This window comes from Citrobacter sp. Igbk 16, from assembly GCF_028069755.1.
Taxonomy (GTDB): domain Bacteria; phylum Pseudomonadota; class Gammaproteobacteria; order Enterobacterales; family Enterobacteriaceae; genus Citrobacter.
Window position 1 is genome coordinate 15,722 of record NZ_JANEWJ010000047.1, and the last position, 10,792, is coordinate 26,513.

The window sequence follows — 10,792 nt, forward strand, 5'->3', positions numbered from 1 at the left end:
CTTACTCCTCAACTTTAACCATGAAGGAAACCGCGTTGACCATACCACGAACAGCAGGAGTATCCTCGCGCTCTACGGTGTGACCAATACGACGCAGACCCAGGCCAAGCAGCGTTGCCTTGTGTTTCGGCAGACGACCGATTGCACTGCGGGTTTGAGTAATTTTAATAGTCTTTGCCATGGTTTATTTCCCCAGAATTTCTTCAACGGATTTACCACGCTTGGCAGCGACCATTTCCGGAGATTTCATATTTTCCAGACCATCGATAGTTGCACGAACCACGTTAATCGGGTTGGTGGAACCATACGCTTTAGCCAGAACGTTACGAACTCCAGCGACTTCCAGAACGGCGCGCATTGCACCACCGGCGATGATACCGGTACCTTCGGAAGCCGGCTGCATGAATACACGAGAACCCGTATGAGTACCCTTAACCGGGTGCTGCAGGGTGCCGTGGTTCAGCGCGACGTTAATCATATTGCGACGGGCTTTTTCCATCGCTTTCTGGATCGCTGCTGGAACTTCACGCGCTTTACCGTAACCAAAACCAACGCGACCGTTACCATCGCCAACTACAGTCAGAGCTGTGAAGGAGAAAATACGACCACCTTTAACGGTTTTAGATACGCGGTTTACCGCGATCAGCTTTTCCTGCAGTTCGCCAGCTTGTTTTTCGATGTGAGCCATCTTACACCTCTACCTTAGAACTGAAGGCCAGCTTCACGGGCAGCATCTGCCAGTGCCTGGACACGACCATGATATTGGAACCCGGAACGGTCAAAGGACACATCTTTGATGCCTTTTTCCAGAGCGCGTTCGGCGACAGCTTTACCCACAGCTGCTGCAGCGTCTTTGTTACCGGTGTACTTCAGTTGTTCAGCAATAGCTTTTTCTACAGTAGAAGCAGCTACCAGAACTTCAGAACCGTTCGGTGCAATTACCTGTGCGTAAATATGACGCGGGGTACGATGTACCACCAGGCGAGTTGCGCCCAGCTCTTTGAGCTTGCGGCGTGCGCGGGTCGCACGACGGATACGAGCAGATTTCTTATCCATAGTGTTACCTTACTTCTTCTTAGCCTCTTTGGTACGCACGACTTCGTCGGCGTAACGAACACCCTTGCCTTTGTAAGGCTCAGGACGACGGTAGGCGCGCAGATCTGCTGCAACCTGACCGATCAGCTGTTTATCAGCGCCTTTCAGCACGATTTCAGTCTGAGTCGGACATTCTGCAGTGATACCTGCCGGCAGCTGATGATCAACTGGGTGAGAGAAACCTAAAGCAAGGTTTACTACATTCCCTTTGACCGCTGCACGATAACCTACACCAACCAGCTGCAGCTTCTTAGTGAAGCCTTCGGTAACACCGACAACCATTGCATTCAGCAGGGCACGCGCGGTACCAGCCTGAGCCCATCCATCAGCGTAACCATCACGCGGACCGAAGGTCAGTGCATTATCTGCATGATTTACTGCAACAGCATCGTTGAGAGTACGAGTCAGCTCGCCGTTTTTACCTTTGATCGTAATAACCTGACCGTTGATTTTTACATCAACGCCGGCAGGAATAACGACCGGTGCTTTAGCAACACGAGACATTTTTTCCTCCGATTAGGCTACGTAGCAGATAATTTCGCCACCAAGACCAGCCTGGCGCGCTGCACGATCAGTCATAACACCTTTAGAGGTAGAAACAACTGCGATACCCATGCCAGCCATAACTTTCGGCAGCTCGTCTTTACGCTTATAAATGCGCAGACCTGGGCGACTGACACGCTGAATGCTTTCTACAACAGCTTTACCCTGGAAATACTTGAGAGTAAGTTCCAGTTCCGGCTTGGTGTCGCCTTCAACTTTAAAATCTTCAATAAAACCTTCTTCCTTCAGCACGTTGGCAATTGCCACTTTCAGCTTGGAGGAAGGCATGGTGACCGCAGCTTTATTCGCGGCCTGACCGTTACGGATACGGGTCAGCATATCCGCGATCGGATCTTGCATGCTCATCTGTCTTTACTCCCGTGATTCAATTGGTAATTACCAGCTAGCCTTTTTCAAGCCTGGTACTTCACCGCGCATGGCGGCTTCACGCAGTTTGATACGGCTCAACCCGAACTTGCCCACATAGCCATGCGGACGACCTGTTTGACGGCAGCGGTTACGCTGACGGGACGGGCTGGAATCACGCGGCAGAGACTGCAGCTTGAGAACTGCGTTCCAACGATCTTCGTCGGTCGCGTTCACATCAGAGATAATAGCTTTCAGTTCAGCGCGTTTTGCGAAGTACTTATCAGCTAAAGCTACGCGCTTTACTTCGCGTGCTTTCATTGATTGCTTAGCCATTCAGTAACCCTACCTTACTTGCGGAACGGGAAGTCAAAGGCAGCCAGCAGAGCACGGCCTTCTTCGTCAGATTTCGCAGTAGTGGTAATGGTAATATCCAAACCACGCACGCGGTCGACTTTATCGTAGTCGATTTCTGGGAAGATGATCTGCTCACGGACACCCATGCTGTAGTTACCACGACCGTCGAAAGACTTAGCGGACAAGCCACGGAAGTCACGGATACGTGGAACAGCAATAGTGATCAGGCGCTCAAAGAACTCCCACATGCGTTCGCCACGCAGAGTTACTTTACAGCCGATCGGATAGCCCTGACGGATTTTGAAGCCTGCAACAGATTTGCGTGCTTTGGTGATCAGCGGTTTTTGACCGGAGATTGCTGTCAGGTCAGCTGCTGCGTTATCCAGCAGTTTCTTGTCAGCGATCGCTTCACCAACACCCATGTTCAGGGTGATCTTCTCGACCCGAGGGACTTGCATGACAGAATTGTAGTTAAACTCAGACATGAGTTTAGCGACTACTTCGTCTTTGTAGTAATCATGCAGTTTCGCCATCGTACTACTCCAAATTACTTGATAGTTTCGCTGTTAGATTTAAAGAAACGGACTTTTTTACCGTCTTCGAATCTAAAGCCTACACGGTCAGCCTTGCCGGTTGCCGCGTTGAAGATAGCAAGGTTAGAGATCTGAATAGCTGCTTCTTTCTCTACGATGCCGCCTGGTTGGTTCAGGGCCGGAACCGGCTTCTGATGTTTCTTAACCAGGTTGATACCTTCAACAATGACCTTGCCGGAAGACAGGACATTTTTTACTTTACCGCGTTTACCTTTATCTTTACCGGTTAACACGATAACTTCGTCATCACGACGGATCTTCGCTGCCATGATTCGCTCCTTAGAGTACTTCTGGTGCCAGAGAGATAATTTTCATGAACTTCTCGTTACGAAGTTCACGAGTTACCGGCCCAAAAATACGCGTACCGATAGGTTGCTCGCTGTTATTGTTTAAAATAACGCATGCATTACCATCGAAGCGAATGACAGAACCGTCCGGGCGACGAACACCCTTCTTGGTGCGCACCACTACCGCCTTCAGCACATCACCTTTTTTGACCTTACCACGTGGAATTGCTTCCTTGATGGTGATCTTGATGATATCGCCGACGCCTGCGTAGCGACGGTGCGAGCCACCCAGAACCTTGATACACATTACGCGACGTGCACCGGAGTTGTCGGCGACGTTCAGCATAGTCTGTTCTTGGATCATTTTAGTGCTCCGCTAATGTCAACTACTACTGAGACCCGAAAATCAGGTCGTTAAAAAAGCCCCATATCGGGGGCGCGGCATTATAACACCGCTTAAACGATATGGGTAGAAAAAATAAACGGCTCATCGCTGAGCCGTTTATTCGTTGAGAATGCCTACTGTATTACAGAACAGCTTTCTCTACAACGCGAACCAGCGTCCAGGACTTAGTCTTGGACAGCGGGCGGCATTCGCGGATTTCAACCACGTCACCAGTACCGCATTCGTTGTTCTCGTCATGTACGTGCAGTTTGGTCGTACGCTTAATGAATTTACCGTAGATCGGGTGTTTCACAAAACGTTCGATAGCAACAACAATGGATTTCTCCATTTTATCGCTAACAACGCGACCTTGCAGAGTACGGATTTTATCGGTCATTACGCACCCGCCTTCTCAGTCAGTAAAGTCTTAACGCGTGCGACATCACGACGCACTTGCTTCAACAGGTGAGACTGTTGCAGCTGGCCACTTGCAGCCTGCATACGCAGGTTGAACTGCTCACGCAGCAGATTCAGCAGCTCGGTGTTCAGCTCTTCAACACTCTTCTCACGCAGCTCTTTTGCTTTCATTACATCACCGTCTTAGTTACAAAGGTGGTTTTAATCGGCAGTTTCGCTGCTGCCAGCTTGAATGCTTCACGGGCCAGCTCTTCCGGTACGCCGTCCATTTCATACAGGACTTTACCCGGCTGAATCAAGGCAACCCAATACTCTACGTTACCTTTACCTTTACCCATACGCACTGCCAGCGGCTTTTCAGTGATCGGTTTGTCCGGGAATACACGGATCCAGATCTTACCTTGACGCTTAACTGCACGGGTCATAGCACGACGTGCTGCTTCGATCTGACGGGCAGTCAGACGACCACGGCCAACAGCTTTCAGACCGAAGCTGCCGAAGCTAACATCCGTACCCTGCGCCAGACCGCGGTTACGGCCTTTGTGCATTTTACGGAATTTTGTACGCTTTGGTTGTAACATCAGCGACGCTCCTTATTTACGGCCTTTACGCTGCTGCTTTTTAGGTTGCGCAGCCGGTTTTTCCGGTTGTTCAACAGCAGCCATACCACCCAGGATCTCGCCTTTGAAGATCCACACTTTAACGCCGATTACACCGTAAGTGGTGTGCGCTTCAGAGGTGTTGTAGTCGATGTCAGCACGCAGAGTGTGCAGAGGAACGCGACCTTCACGGTACCATTCGGTACGAGCGATTTCCGCGCCGCCCAGACGGCCGCTAACTTCAACTTTAATACCTTTAGCGCCCAGACGCATTGCGTTCTGTACAGCACGCTTCATAGCACGACGGAACATAACGCGACGTTCCAGCTGAGAAGTGATGCTGTCAGCAACTAATTTTGCGTCCAGTTCAGGCTTACGCACTTCGGCGATATTGATCTGAGCAGGAACGCCAGCAATATCCGCTACGACTTTGCGCAGTTTTTCTACGTCTTCGCCTTTCTTACCGATAACGATACCCGGGCGAGCAGTGTGAATGGTCACACGGATGCTCTTAGCCGGACGCTCGATAACGATACGAGATACAGACGCTTTAGCCAGTTCCTTAGTCAGGTACTGACGTACTTTAAAATCGCTGTCCAGGTTGTCAGCGAATTCTTTGGTGTTCGCAAACCAGGTTGAGTTCCATGGTTTTACAATACCCAGGCGAATACCATTAGGATGTACTTTCTGACCCATTGCTAGTCTCCAGAGTCTCAGCGATCGGACACAACCACAGTAATGTGGCTGGTGCGCTTCAGGATGCGATCTGCACGACCTTTTGCACGCGGCATAATGCGCTTCATGCTCGGGCCTTCGTCTACGAAAATTTTCGTAACTTTCAGATCGTCAATGTCAGCGCCATCGTTGTGTTCAGCGTTAGCAATGGCAGATTCCAGGACTTTCTTAACCAGTACAGCCGCTTTCTTATTGGTGTAGGTCAGAATATCAAGGGCCTGCGACACTTTCTTACCGCGAATCAGGTCTGCAACAAGGCGAACCTTCTGAGCAGAAGAACGAGCATGGCGATGTTGAGCTAAAGTTTCCATCTCTTCCTCCTACCTTATTTCTTCTTCGCTTTTTTATCAGCAGCGTGGCCGCGATAAGTACGAGTCGGTGCGAATTCACCCAGTTTGTGACCGACCATTTCGTCGGAAACAAATACCGGAACGTGCTGACGACCATTATGGACAGCGATGGTCAAACCGATCATGTTAGGAAAGATCGTTGAACGACGGGACCAAGTGCGCAGGGGCTTCTTGTCTCCGCTTTCCACCGCTTTCTCTACCTTCTTCAGCAAGTGCAGGTCAATAAAAGGACCTTTCTTGAGAGAACGTGGCATGGCTTATCCTCTAAAATTATTTGCTACGGCGACGTACGATGAATTTATCAGTACGCTTGTTGCTGCGGGTCTTCTTACCTTTGGTCTGAACGCCCCACGGAGTTACCGGGTGCTTACCAAAGTTACGACCTTCACCACCACCATGTGGGTGGTCGACTGGGTTCATCGCAGTACCGCGAACGGTAGGACGAACACCACGCCAGCGTGCAGCACCTGCTTTACCCAGAACGCGCAGCATATGCTCAGCATTGCCAACTTCGCCCAGAGTTGCACGGCAGTCTGCTTCGACTTTACGCATTTCACCAGAACGCAGACGCAGGGTGACATAAGCACCATCACGAGCAACGATCTGAACGTAAGTACCAGCGGAACGTGCCAGCTGACCGCCTTTACCTGGTTTCATTTCTACGTTATGAACGGTAGAACCAACCGGGATATTGCGCATCGGCAGGGTGTTACCTGCTTTGATTGCAGCATCAACGCCAGATTGAACCTGGTCGCCAGCTTTCAGGCCTTTAGGGGCCAGGATGTAACGGCGTTCACCGTCTTTGTACAGAACCAGCGCGATGTTCGCGGAGCGGTTCGGATCGTACTCAAGACGTTCAACAACTGCCGGGATACCGTCTTTGTTGCGTTTGAAGTCAACAATACGATAAGCCTGCTTGTGACCACCACCGATGTGACGAGTGGTGATGCGGCCATTGTTGTTACGACCACCGGATTTGCTGTTTTTTTCAACCAGCGGAGCAAAAGGTTTGCCCTTGTGCAGCTCTGGGTTGACCACTTTAACAACGTGGCGACGACCCGGAGATGTCGGTTTACATTTAACAACTGCCATTGTATTACTCCTCCGACTTACTCAGCGCCGCCGACGAAGTCCAGATTCTGGCCTTCCTTCAGGGTGACGTAAGCTTTTTTCCAGTCGCTACGACGACCGATACGCTGTCCGTGACGTTTAACTTTCCCTTTAACTACCAGGGTGTTAACGACTTCGACTTCGACTTCAAACAGTTTCTGCACAGCAGCTTTGATTTCTGCTTTGGTCGCGTCTTTAGCAACTTTGAGAACGATGGTGTTAGTTTTTTCCATCGCAGTAGACGCTTTTTCAGAAACGTGCGGTGCGCGCAGCACTTTCAGCAGACGTTCTTCACGAATCATGCCAGCATCTCCTCAACTTGCTTAACAGCATCAGCAGTCATTACGACTTTGTCGAAGGCGATCAGGCTAACCGGGTCGATACCAGTTGCATCGCGTACGTCAACCTTGTGCAGGTTGCGCGCAGCCAGGAACAGGTTTTCGTCCAGCTCACCGGTGATGATCAGCACATCTTCCAGAGCCATGTCTTTCAGTTTCTGTGCCAGCAGCTTAGTTTTAGGCGCTTCTACAGAGAATGATTCGACAACGATCAGACGATCCTGACGTACCAGTTCGGACAGAATGCTTTTCAGCGCGCCGCGGTACATCTTTTTGTTAACTTTTTGACTGTGGTCCTGCGGGCGAGCAGCGAAGGTCACGCCACCTGAACGCCAGATCGGGCTCTTGATAGAACCTGAACGCGCACGGCCGGTACCTTTCTGGCGCCACGGCTTTTTGCCTGAACCAGTTACTTCAGCACGAGTCTTCTGAGCACGAGTACCCTGACGAGCACCAGCTGCATAAGCAACAACAACCTGGTGAACCAGCGCTTCGTTGAAATCACGACCGAAGGTAGTTTCGGAAACAGTCAGCGCGCTCTGCGCGTCTTTCAATACTAATTCCATTGCTATCCCCTTACGCCTTCACAGCTGGTTTAACGATCAGGTCGCAACCGGTCGCACCCGGAACACCACCTTTAACCAGCAGCAGGTTGCGCTCAGCGTCAACACGTACTACGTCCAGGCTCTGAACAGTGACACGTTCGTTGCCCAGCTGACCTGCCATTTTCTTGCCTTTGAACACTTTGCCCGGAGTCTGGTTCTGACCGATAGAACCCGGAACGCGGTGAGACAAGGAGTTACCGTGAGTCGCGTCCTGGGTACGGAAGTTCCAGCGCTTAACGGTACCAGCGAAACCTTTACCTTTAGAGGTACCGGTTACGTCAACTTTTTTAACGTCAGCAAACAGTTCAACGCTAATGTTCTGACCAACGGTGTATTCTTCACCATCTGCCAGACGGAACTCCCACAGGCCGCGGCCAGCTTCTACGCCAGCTTTAGCAAAGTGGCCAGCTTCCGGCTTAGTTACGCGGTTAGCTTTTTTAGCACCGGTGGTAACCTGAACAGCGCGATAGCCATCGTTAGCCAGATCTTTAACCTGAGTAACGCGGTTTGCTTCAACTTCGATAACGGTTACTGGGATAGATACGCCATCTTCAGTGAAGATGCGGGTCATACCCACTTTTTTACCGACTAAACCAATCATTGTATCAACCTCTCAATCGCTCGATGACCTGATTAACCCAGGCTGATCTGCACGTCTACACCGGCAGCCAGGTCCAGACGCATCAGAGCATCAACGGTTTTTTCAGTTGGCTCAACGATGTCAACCAGACGCTTGTGAGTACGGATCTCGTACTGATCACGCGCGTCTTTGTTGACGTGCGGGGAGATCAGAACGGTGAAACGCTCTTTGCGGGTCGGCAGCGGGATCGGACCACGAACCTGCGCACCAGTGCGCTTGGCAGTCTCGACGATTTCCGCGGTTGATTGATCGATCAGACGATGATCAAACGCTTTCAAACGGATACGGATTCTTTGGTTCTGCATGAGACCAGAGCTCCAATTATTTTATAGACGAAATAGTTACTCCTCAAACCCATTACGATTGATGGGAGAGTGTAACCGTTCTTACAGAGTTCCCCAATTGGGAACATTGTCTGGTATTGCTTTCGCAGTACCGGTGGCTCATATCGAACCGCTGTCAATATTAGACAAGCCCGCGCATTATACGTAAATCTCAGTCTTAAGCAAGTGCCGCGTAGAAATTAATCACTCGTTCACAAATGCAGGCCTCCTTCCACTCTGATTGTATGTCCTATGGTGCAACGCATTTTCCGTGGAAAAGAGTATCCATAACCCACATCCCGGACTTGTAGGGTCGCCAAGCTTACCCGAAGGTATACTTTTTACCAGATAAGGTTTGCCCATGTACATCGACCTCCCCTTTCTGCTGTTTTATGTTTCGCTATCAGGGTTGCTCTTAGTCCATGACCTACGTACCGGGTTGCTGCCCGACAAATTCACCTGCCCTCTTTTGTGGGGCGGTCTTATTTATCATCAGTGCTGCAGACCTGCACAGTTATCCGACGCGCTTTGGGGTGCCGTCGCAGGTTATGGGGTATTTGCGTTGTTCTACTGGGGGTATCGTTTGATATGCCGACAGGAAGGATTAGGCTTTGGTGATGTCAAATTTCTTGCCGCGCTAGGCGCATGGCATCGCTGGGAATCATTACCACTGTTGGTTTTACTTGCCGCGGGCATGGCATGCTGTCTCACCGGGGTTTCCTGCGCCCGTTACGGGAGACAGGTACTAAAAAACCCGCTGCCTTTTGGGCCATATCTGGCGGCTGCGGGTTTTGTTGTTGGCTGGCTAAATCTGATACAGGGCGGTTAATCGCTGACCTTAATTTGCGATTGCAGATAGTTTTGCAACCCAAGTTTTCCAATCAGATCCAACTCCGTTTCGAGCCAATCGATATGCCCTTCTTCTTCGGTCAGGATCTCAATCATCATGTCCCGACTAACATAGTCATGAACGCTATCGGCATAAGCAATGGCTTCGCGTAAATCTTTCGCACCATCAAGCTCGAGCCGAAGATCTGATTGCAGCATCTCTTCAACATCTTCACCAATCCCCAACTTGCCTAGATCTTGTAAGTTTGGGAGACCTTCTAAGAATAAAATACGCTCAATGTATTTATCAGCGTGTTTCATCTCATCGATTGATTCATGGTACTCAACATCATTGAGGCGAGTCAGTCCCCAGTTTTTAAACATACGGGCATGGAGAAAATACTGGTTGATTGCGACAAGCTCATTTCCCAATAGTTTATTGAGATAATTTATGATTTTAACATCACCTTTCATTTTATAGTCCCTCCGCTTCCACTCTTAGAGCGTAGATGGGGCTACAGGGATGTCAAAAAAAAGAGTGTGACTTAGGCGATCTCTTTAAATTCTGGCATTTGCGTTAATTCATCCTGCATGACTTCACGGGCAGCACGAATGCACTTACCGCACTGATTTCCAACAGGAATAAACTTACGTAATTGCTGAAAGGACTGAGGATGAAACTGGCGAACAGCCTGACGAATTTTTTTATCACTTATCGCATTACACAAACAAACGTACATGATCGCTCCCGTTCAATTTCTGCGCAAAGTGTAAATGAGAATAGTTATGATTACAATAGCACAACGTTATTTACGCGATGGAAGAATGAACAAAAAATGCGAACAAATATGACAACGGTTAAATCACAGGTAGCAAAAAGGGCGCCTTAGCGCCCTTTTTAAGCTCAAAGCTAATTAATAAATAATTAGCTCATTACTTTAGCAACAACGCCCGCACCTACAGTACGGCCGCCTTCACGGATTGCGAAACGCAGACCGTCATCCATCGCGATTGGGTGGATCAGGGTAACAACCATTTTGATGTTGTCGCCCGGCATTACCATCTCAACGCCTTCTGGCAGTTCGATGGTACCAGTCACGTCAGTAGTACGGAAGTAGAACTGCGGACGGTAGCCTTTGAAGAACGGAGTATGACGGCCGCCTTCGTCTTTGGACAGGATATAAACTTCAGATTCGAACTTGGTGTGCGGCTTGATAGAGC

General features: G+C 49.8%; 23 protein-coding genes and 1 pseudogene. 1 reads left to right on the forward strand and 23 read right to left on the reverse strand.

Annotated features, from left to right (window positions below):
• Position 1 precedes the first annotated feature (1 nt).
• From rpmD to rpsJ, 20 genes are all read right to left on the reverse strand, one after another.
• The gene (gene rpmD, locus NNO03_RS21320) at positions 2-181 is read right to left on the reverse strand and encodes a 50S ribosomal protein L30 (RefSeq protein WP_001140434.1); all 180 of its coding nucleotides are present in this window, start codon (positions 179-181) and stop codon (positions 2-4) included.
• Between the two features lie 3 nt (positions 182-184).
• On the reverse strand, positions 185-688 hold the full coding sequence (rpsE, locus tag NNO03_RS21325) for a 30S ribosomal protein S5 (RefSeq protein ID WP_003031131.1): 504 nt from the start codon (positions 686-688) through the stop codon (positions 185-187).
• A 14-nt stretch (positions 689-702) separates the two neighbouring features.
• Positions 703-1,056 (reverse strand): 50S ribosomal protein L18, encoded by a 354-nt coding sequence (gene rplR / locus NNO03_RS21330; RefSeq protein WP_000358956.1) that lies wholly within the window; start codon positions 1,054-1,056, stop codon positions 703-705.
• A gap of 9 nt (positions 1,057-1,065) precedes the next feature.
• Positions 1,066-1,599, reverse strand: coding sequence for a 50S ribosomal protein L6 (gene rplF / locus NNO03_RS21335; RefSeq protein WP_006687355.1), 534 nt, complete (start codon positions 1,597-1,599; stop codon positions 1,066-1,068).
• A 12-nt stretch (positions 1,600-1,611) separates the two neighbouring features.
• Complete coding sequence (gene rpsH / locus NNO03_RS21340; RefSeq protein WP_003031127.1) at positions 1,612-2,004, reverse strand: 30S ribosomal protein S8; 393 nt, start codon at positions 2,002-2,004, stop codon at positions 1,612-1,614.
• Positions 2,005-2,034: 30 nt separating this feature from the next.
• Positions 2,035-2,340, reverse strand: a complete 306-nt coding sequence (gene rpsN / locus NNO03_RS21345) for a 30S ribosomal protein S14 (protein ID WP_003031125.1) — start codon at positions 2,338-2,340, stop codon at positions 2,035-2,037.
• Positions 2,341-2,354: 14 nt separating this feature from the next.
• Positions 2,355-2,894: a 50S ribosomal protein L5 gene (gene rplE / locus NNO03_RS21350; RefSeq protein ID WP_064541635.1), complete on the reverse strand. Its 540-nt coding sequence runs from the start codon at positions 2,892-2,894 to the stop codon at positions 2,355-2,357.
• Positions 2,895-2,908: 14 nt separating this feature from the next.
• Positions 2,909-3,223, reverse strand: coding sequence for a 50S ribosomal protein L24 (gene rplX, locus NNO03_RS21355; protein WP_003031122.1), 315 nt, complete (start codon positions 3,221-3,223; stop codon positions 2,909-2,911).
• Between the two features lie 10 nt (positions 3,224-3,233).
• Complete coding sequence (gene rplN / locus NNO03_RS21360) at positions 3,234-3,605, reverse strand: 50S ribosomal protein L14 (protein ID WP_000613954.1); 372 nt, start codon at positions 3,603-3,605, stop codon at positions 3,234-3,236.
• A gap of 163 nt (positions 3,606-3,768) precedes the next feature.
• Positions 3,769-4,023 carry a 30S ribosomal protein S17 gene (gene rpsQ / locus NNO03_RS21365; protein WP_003031120.1) on the reverse strand — a complete coding sequence of 85 codons (255 nt, stop codon included), beginning with the start codon at positions 4,021-4,023 and terminating at the stop codon, positions 3,769-3,771.
• Positions 4,023-4,214 (reverse strand): 50S ribosomal protein L29, encoded by a 192-nt coding sequence (gene rpmC, locus NNO03_RS21370; protein WP_000644742.1) that lies wholly within the window; start codon positions 4,212-4,214, stop codon positions 4,023-4,025. Before rpmC ends, rpsQ begins: the two co-directional genes overlap by 1 nt.
• Complete coding sequence (gene rplP, locus NNO03_RS21375; protein ID WP_000941212.1) at positions 4,214-4,624, reverse strand: 50S ribosomal protein L16; 411 nt, start codon at positions 4,622-4,624, stop codon at positions 4,214-4,216. Before rplP ends, rpmC begins: the two co-directional genes overlap by 1 nt.
• A gap of 12 nt (positions 4,625-4,636) precedes the next feature.
• On the reverse strand, positions 4,637-5,338 hold the full coding sequence (rpsC, locus tag NNO03_RS21380) for a 30S ribosomal protein S3 (RefSeq protein ID WP_000529945.1): 702 nt from the start codon (positions 5,336-5,338) through the stop codon (positions 4,637-4,639).
• 17 nt (positions 5,339-5,355) lie between these two features.
• A complete protein-coding gene (gene rplV, locus NNO03_RS21385) occupies positions 5,356-5,688 on the reverse strand; it encodes a 50S ribosomal protein L22 (RefSeq protein WP_000448832.1) in 333 nt (110 codons plus the stop codon).
• Positions 5,689-5,702: 14 nt separating this feature from the next.
• Entirely contained in the window at positions 5,703-5,981 is a 279-nt protein-coding gene (rpsS, locus tag NNO03_RS21390; protein ID WP_001138115.1) for a 30S ribosomal protein S19, read from the reverse strand.
• Between the two features lie 16 nt (positions 5,982-5,997).
• Positions 5,998-6,819, reverse strand: coding sequence for a 50S ribosomal protein L2 (gene rplB / locus NNO03_RS21395; protein WP_016154746.1), 822 nt, complete (start codon positions 6,817-6,819; stop codon positions 5,998-6,000).
• A gap of 17 nt (positions 6,820-6,836) precedes the next feature.
• Positions 6,837-7,139 carry a 50S ribosomal protein L23 gene (rplW, locus tag NNO03_RS21400; RefSeq protein WP_000617546.1) on the reverse strand — a complete coding sequence of 101 codons (303 nt, stop codon included), beginning with the start codon at positions 7,137-7,139 and terminating at the stop codon, positions 6,837-6,839.
• A complete protein-coding gene (gene rplD, locus NNO03_RS21405; protein ID WP_003031119.1) occupies positions 7,136-7,741 on the reverse strand; it encodes a 50S ribosomal protein L4 in 606 nt (201 codons plus the stop codon). The genes rplW and rplD overlap by 4 nt, the downstream gene beginning before the upstream one ends.
• A 10-nt stretch (positions 7,742-7,751) precedes the next feature.
• The gene (gene rplC, locus NNO03_RS21410; protein WP_003031117.1) at positions 7,752-8,381 is read right to left on the reverse strand and encodes a 50S ribosomal protein L3; all 630 of its coding nucleotides are present in this window, start codon (positions 8,379-8,381) and stop codon (positions 7,752-7,754) included.
• 32 nt (positions 8,382-8,413) lie between these two features.
• Positions 8,414-8,725 (reverse strand): 30S ribosomal protein S10, encoded by a 312-nt coding sequence (rpsJ, locus tag NNO03_RS21415; protein ID WP_001181005.1) that lies wholly within the window; start codon positions 8,723-8,725, stop codon positions 8,414-8,416.
• A 379-nt stretch (positions 8,726-9,104) separates the two neighbouring features.
• Between rpsJ and NNO03_RS21420 the strand changes: the two genes are divergently transcribed.
• Positions 9,105-9,572, forward strand: a complete 468-nt coding sequence (locus NNO03_RS21420; RefSeq protein ID WP_271450468.1) for an A24 family peptidase — start codon at positions 9,105-9,107, stop codon at positions 9,570-9,572.
• On the opposite strand, the gene bfr is transcribed toward NNO03_RS21420, so the two are convergent.
• From bfr to tuf, 3 genes and pseudogenes are all read right to left on the reverse strand, one after another.
• Complete coding sequence (bfr, locus tag NNO03_RS21425) at positions 9,569-10,045, reverse strand: bacterioferritin (RefSeq protein WP_040232010.1); 477 nt, start codon at positions 10,043-10,045, stop codon at positions 9,569-9,571. The genes NNO03_RS21420 and bfr overlap by 4 nt on opposite strands.
• A gap of 71 nt (positions 10,046-10,116) precedes the next feature.
• Entirely contained in the window at positions 10,117-10,311 is a 195-nt protein-coding gene (gene bfd, locus NNO03_RS21430) for a bacterioferritin-associated ferredoxin (RefSeq protein WP_003031111.1), read from the reverse strand.
• Positions 10,312-10,496: 185 nt separating this feature from the next.
• A pseudogene (tuf, locus tag NNO03_RS21435) lies at positions 10,497-10,792 on the reverse strand (elongation factor Tu); the annotation flags it as partial.

Bases quoted from the DNA above. Each gene is read 5' to 3' on its own strand.
- rpmD (WP_001140434.1), bottom strand. From the start codon at position 181: ATGGCAAAGACTATTAAAATTACTCAAACCCGCAGTGCAATCGGTCGT.
- rpsE (WP_003031131.1), bottom strand. From the start codon at position 688: ATGGCTCACATCGAAAAACAAGCTGGCGAACTGCAGGAAAAGCTGATC.
- rplR (WP_000358956.1), bottom strand. From the start codon at position 1,056: ATGGATAAGAAATCTGCTCGTATCCGTCGTGCGACCCGCGCACGCCGC.
- rplF (WP_006687355.1), bottom strand. From the start codon at position 1,599: ATGTCTCGTGTTGCTAAAGCACCGGTCGTTATTCCTGCCGGCGTTGAT.
- rpsH (WP_003031127.1), bottom strand. From the start codon at position 2,004: ATGAGCATGCAAGATCCGATCGCGGATATGCTGACCCGTATCCGTAAC.
- rpsN (WP_003031125.1), bottom strand. From the start codon at position 2,340: ATGGCTAAGCAATCAATGAAAGCACGCGAAGTAAAGCGCGTAGCTTTA.
- rplE (WP_064541635.1), bottom strand. From the start codon at position 2,894: ATGGCGAAACTGCATGATTACTACAAAGACGAAGTAGTCGCTAAACTC.
- rplX (WP_003031122.1), bottom strand. From the start codon at position 3,223: ATGGCAGCGAAGATCCGTCGTGATGACGAAGTTATCGTGTTAACCGGT.
- rplN (WP_000613954.1), bottom strand. From the start codon at position 3,605: ATGATCCAAGAACAGACTATGCTGAACGTCGCCGACAACTCCGGTGCA.
- rpsQ (WP_003031120.1), bottom strand. From the start codon at position 4,023: ATGACCGATAAAATCCGTACTCTGCAAGGTCGCGTTGTTAGCGATAAA.
- rpmC (WP_000644742.1), bottom strand. From the start codon at position 4,214: ATGAAAGCAAAAGAGCTGCGTGAGAAGAGTGTTGAAGAGCTGAACACC.
- rplP (WP_000941212.1), bottom strand. From the start codon at position 4,624: ATGTTACAACCAAAGCGTACAAAATTCCGTAAAATGCACAAAGGCCGT.
- rpsC (WP_000529945.1), bottom strand. From the start codon at position 5,338: ATGGGTCAGAAAGTACATCCTAATGGTATTCGCCTGGGTATTGTAAAA.
- rplV (WP_000448832.1), bottom strand. From the start codon at position 5,688: ATGGAAACTTTAGCTCAACATCGCCATGCTCGTTCTTCTGCTCAGAAG.
- rpsS (WP_001138115.1), bottom strand. From the start codon at position 5,981: ATGCCACGTTCTCTCAAGAAAGGTCCTTTTATTGACCTGCACTTGCTG.
- rplB (WP_016154746.1), bottom strand. From the start codon at position 6,819: ATGGCAGTTGTTAAATGTAAACCGACATCTCCGGGTCGTCGCCACGTT.
- rplW (WP_000617546.1), bottom strand. From the start codon at position 7,139: ATGATTCGTGAAGAACGTCTGCTGAAAGTGCTGCGCGCACCGCACGTT.
- rplD (WP_003031119.1), bottom strand. From the start codon at position 7,741: ATGGAATTAGTATTGAAAGACGCGCAGAGCGCGCTGACTGTTTCCGAA.
- rplC (WP_003031117.1), bottom strand. From the start codon at position 8,381: ATGATTGGTTTAGTCGGTAAAAAAGTGGGTATGACCCGCATCTTCACT.
- rpsJ (WP_001181005.1), bottom strand. From the start codon at position 8,725: ATGCAGAACCAAAGAATCCGTATCCGTTTGAAAGCGTTTGATCATCGT.
- NNO03_RS21420 (WP_271450468.1), top strand. From the start codon at position 9,105: ATGTACATCGACCTCCCCTTTCTGCTGTTTTATGTTTCGCTATCAGGG.
- bfr (WP_040232010.1), bottom strand. From the start codon at position 10,045: ATGAAAGGTGATGTTAAAATCATAAATTATCTCAATAAACTATTGGGA.
- bfd (WP_003031111.1), bottom strand. From the start codon at position 10,311: ATGTACGTTTGTTTGTGTAATGCGATAAGTGATAAAAAAATTCGTCAG.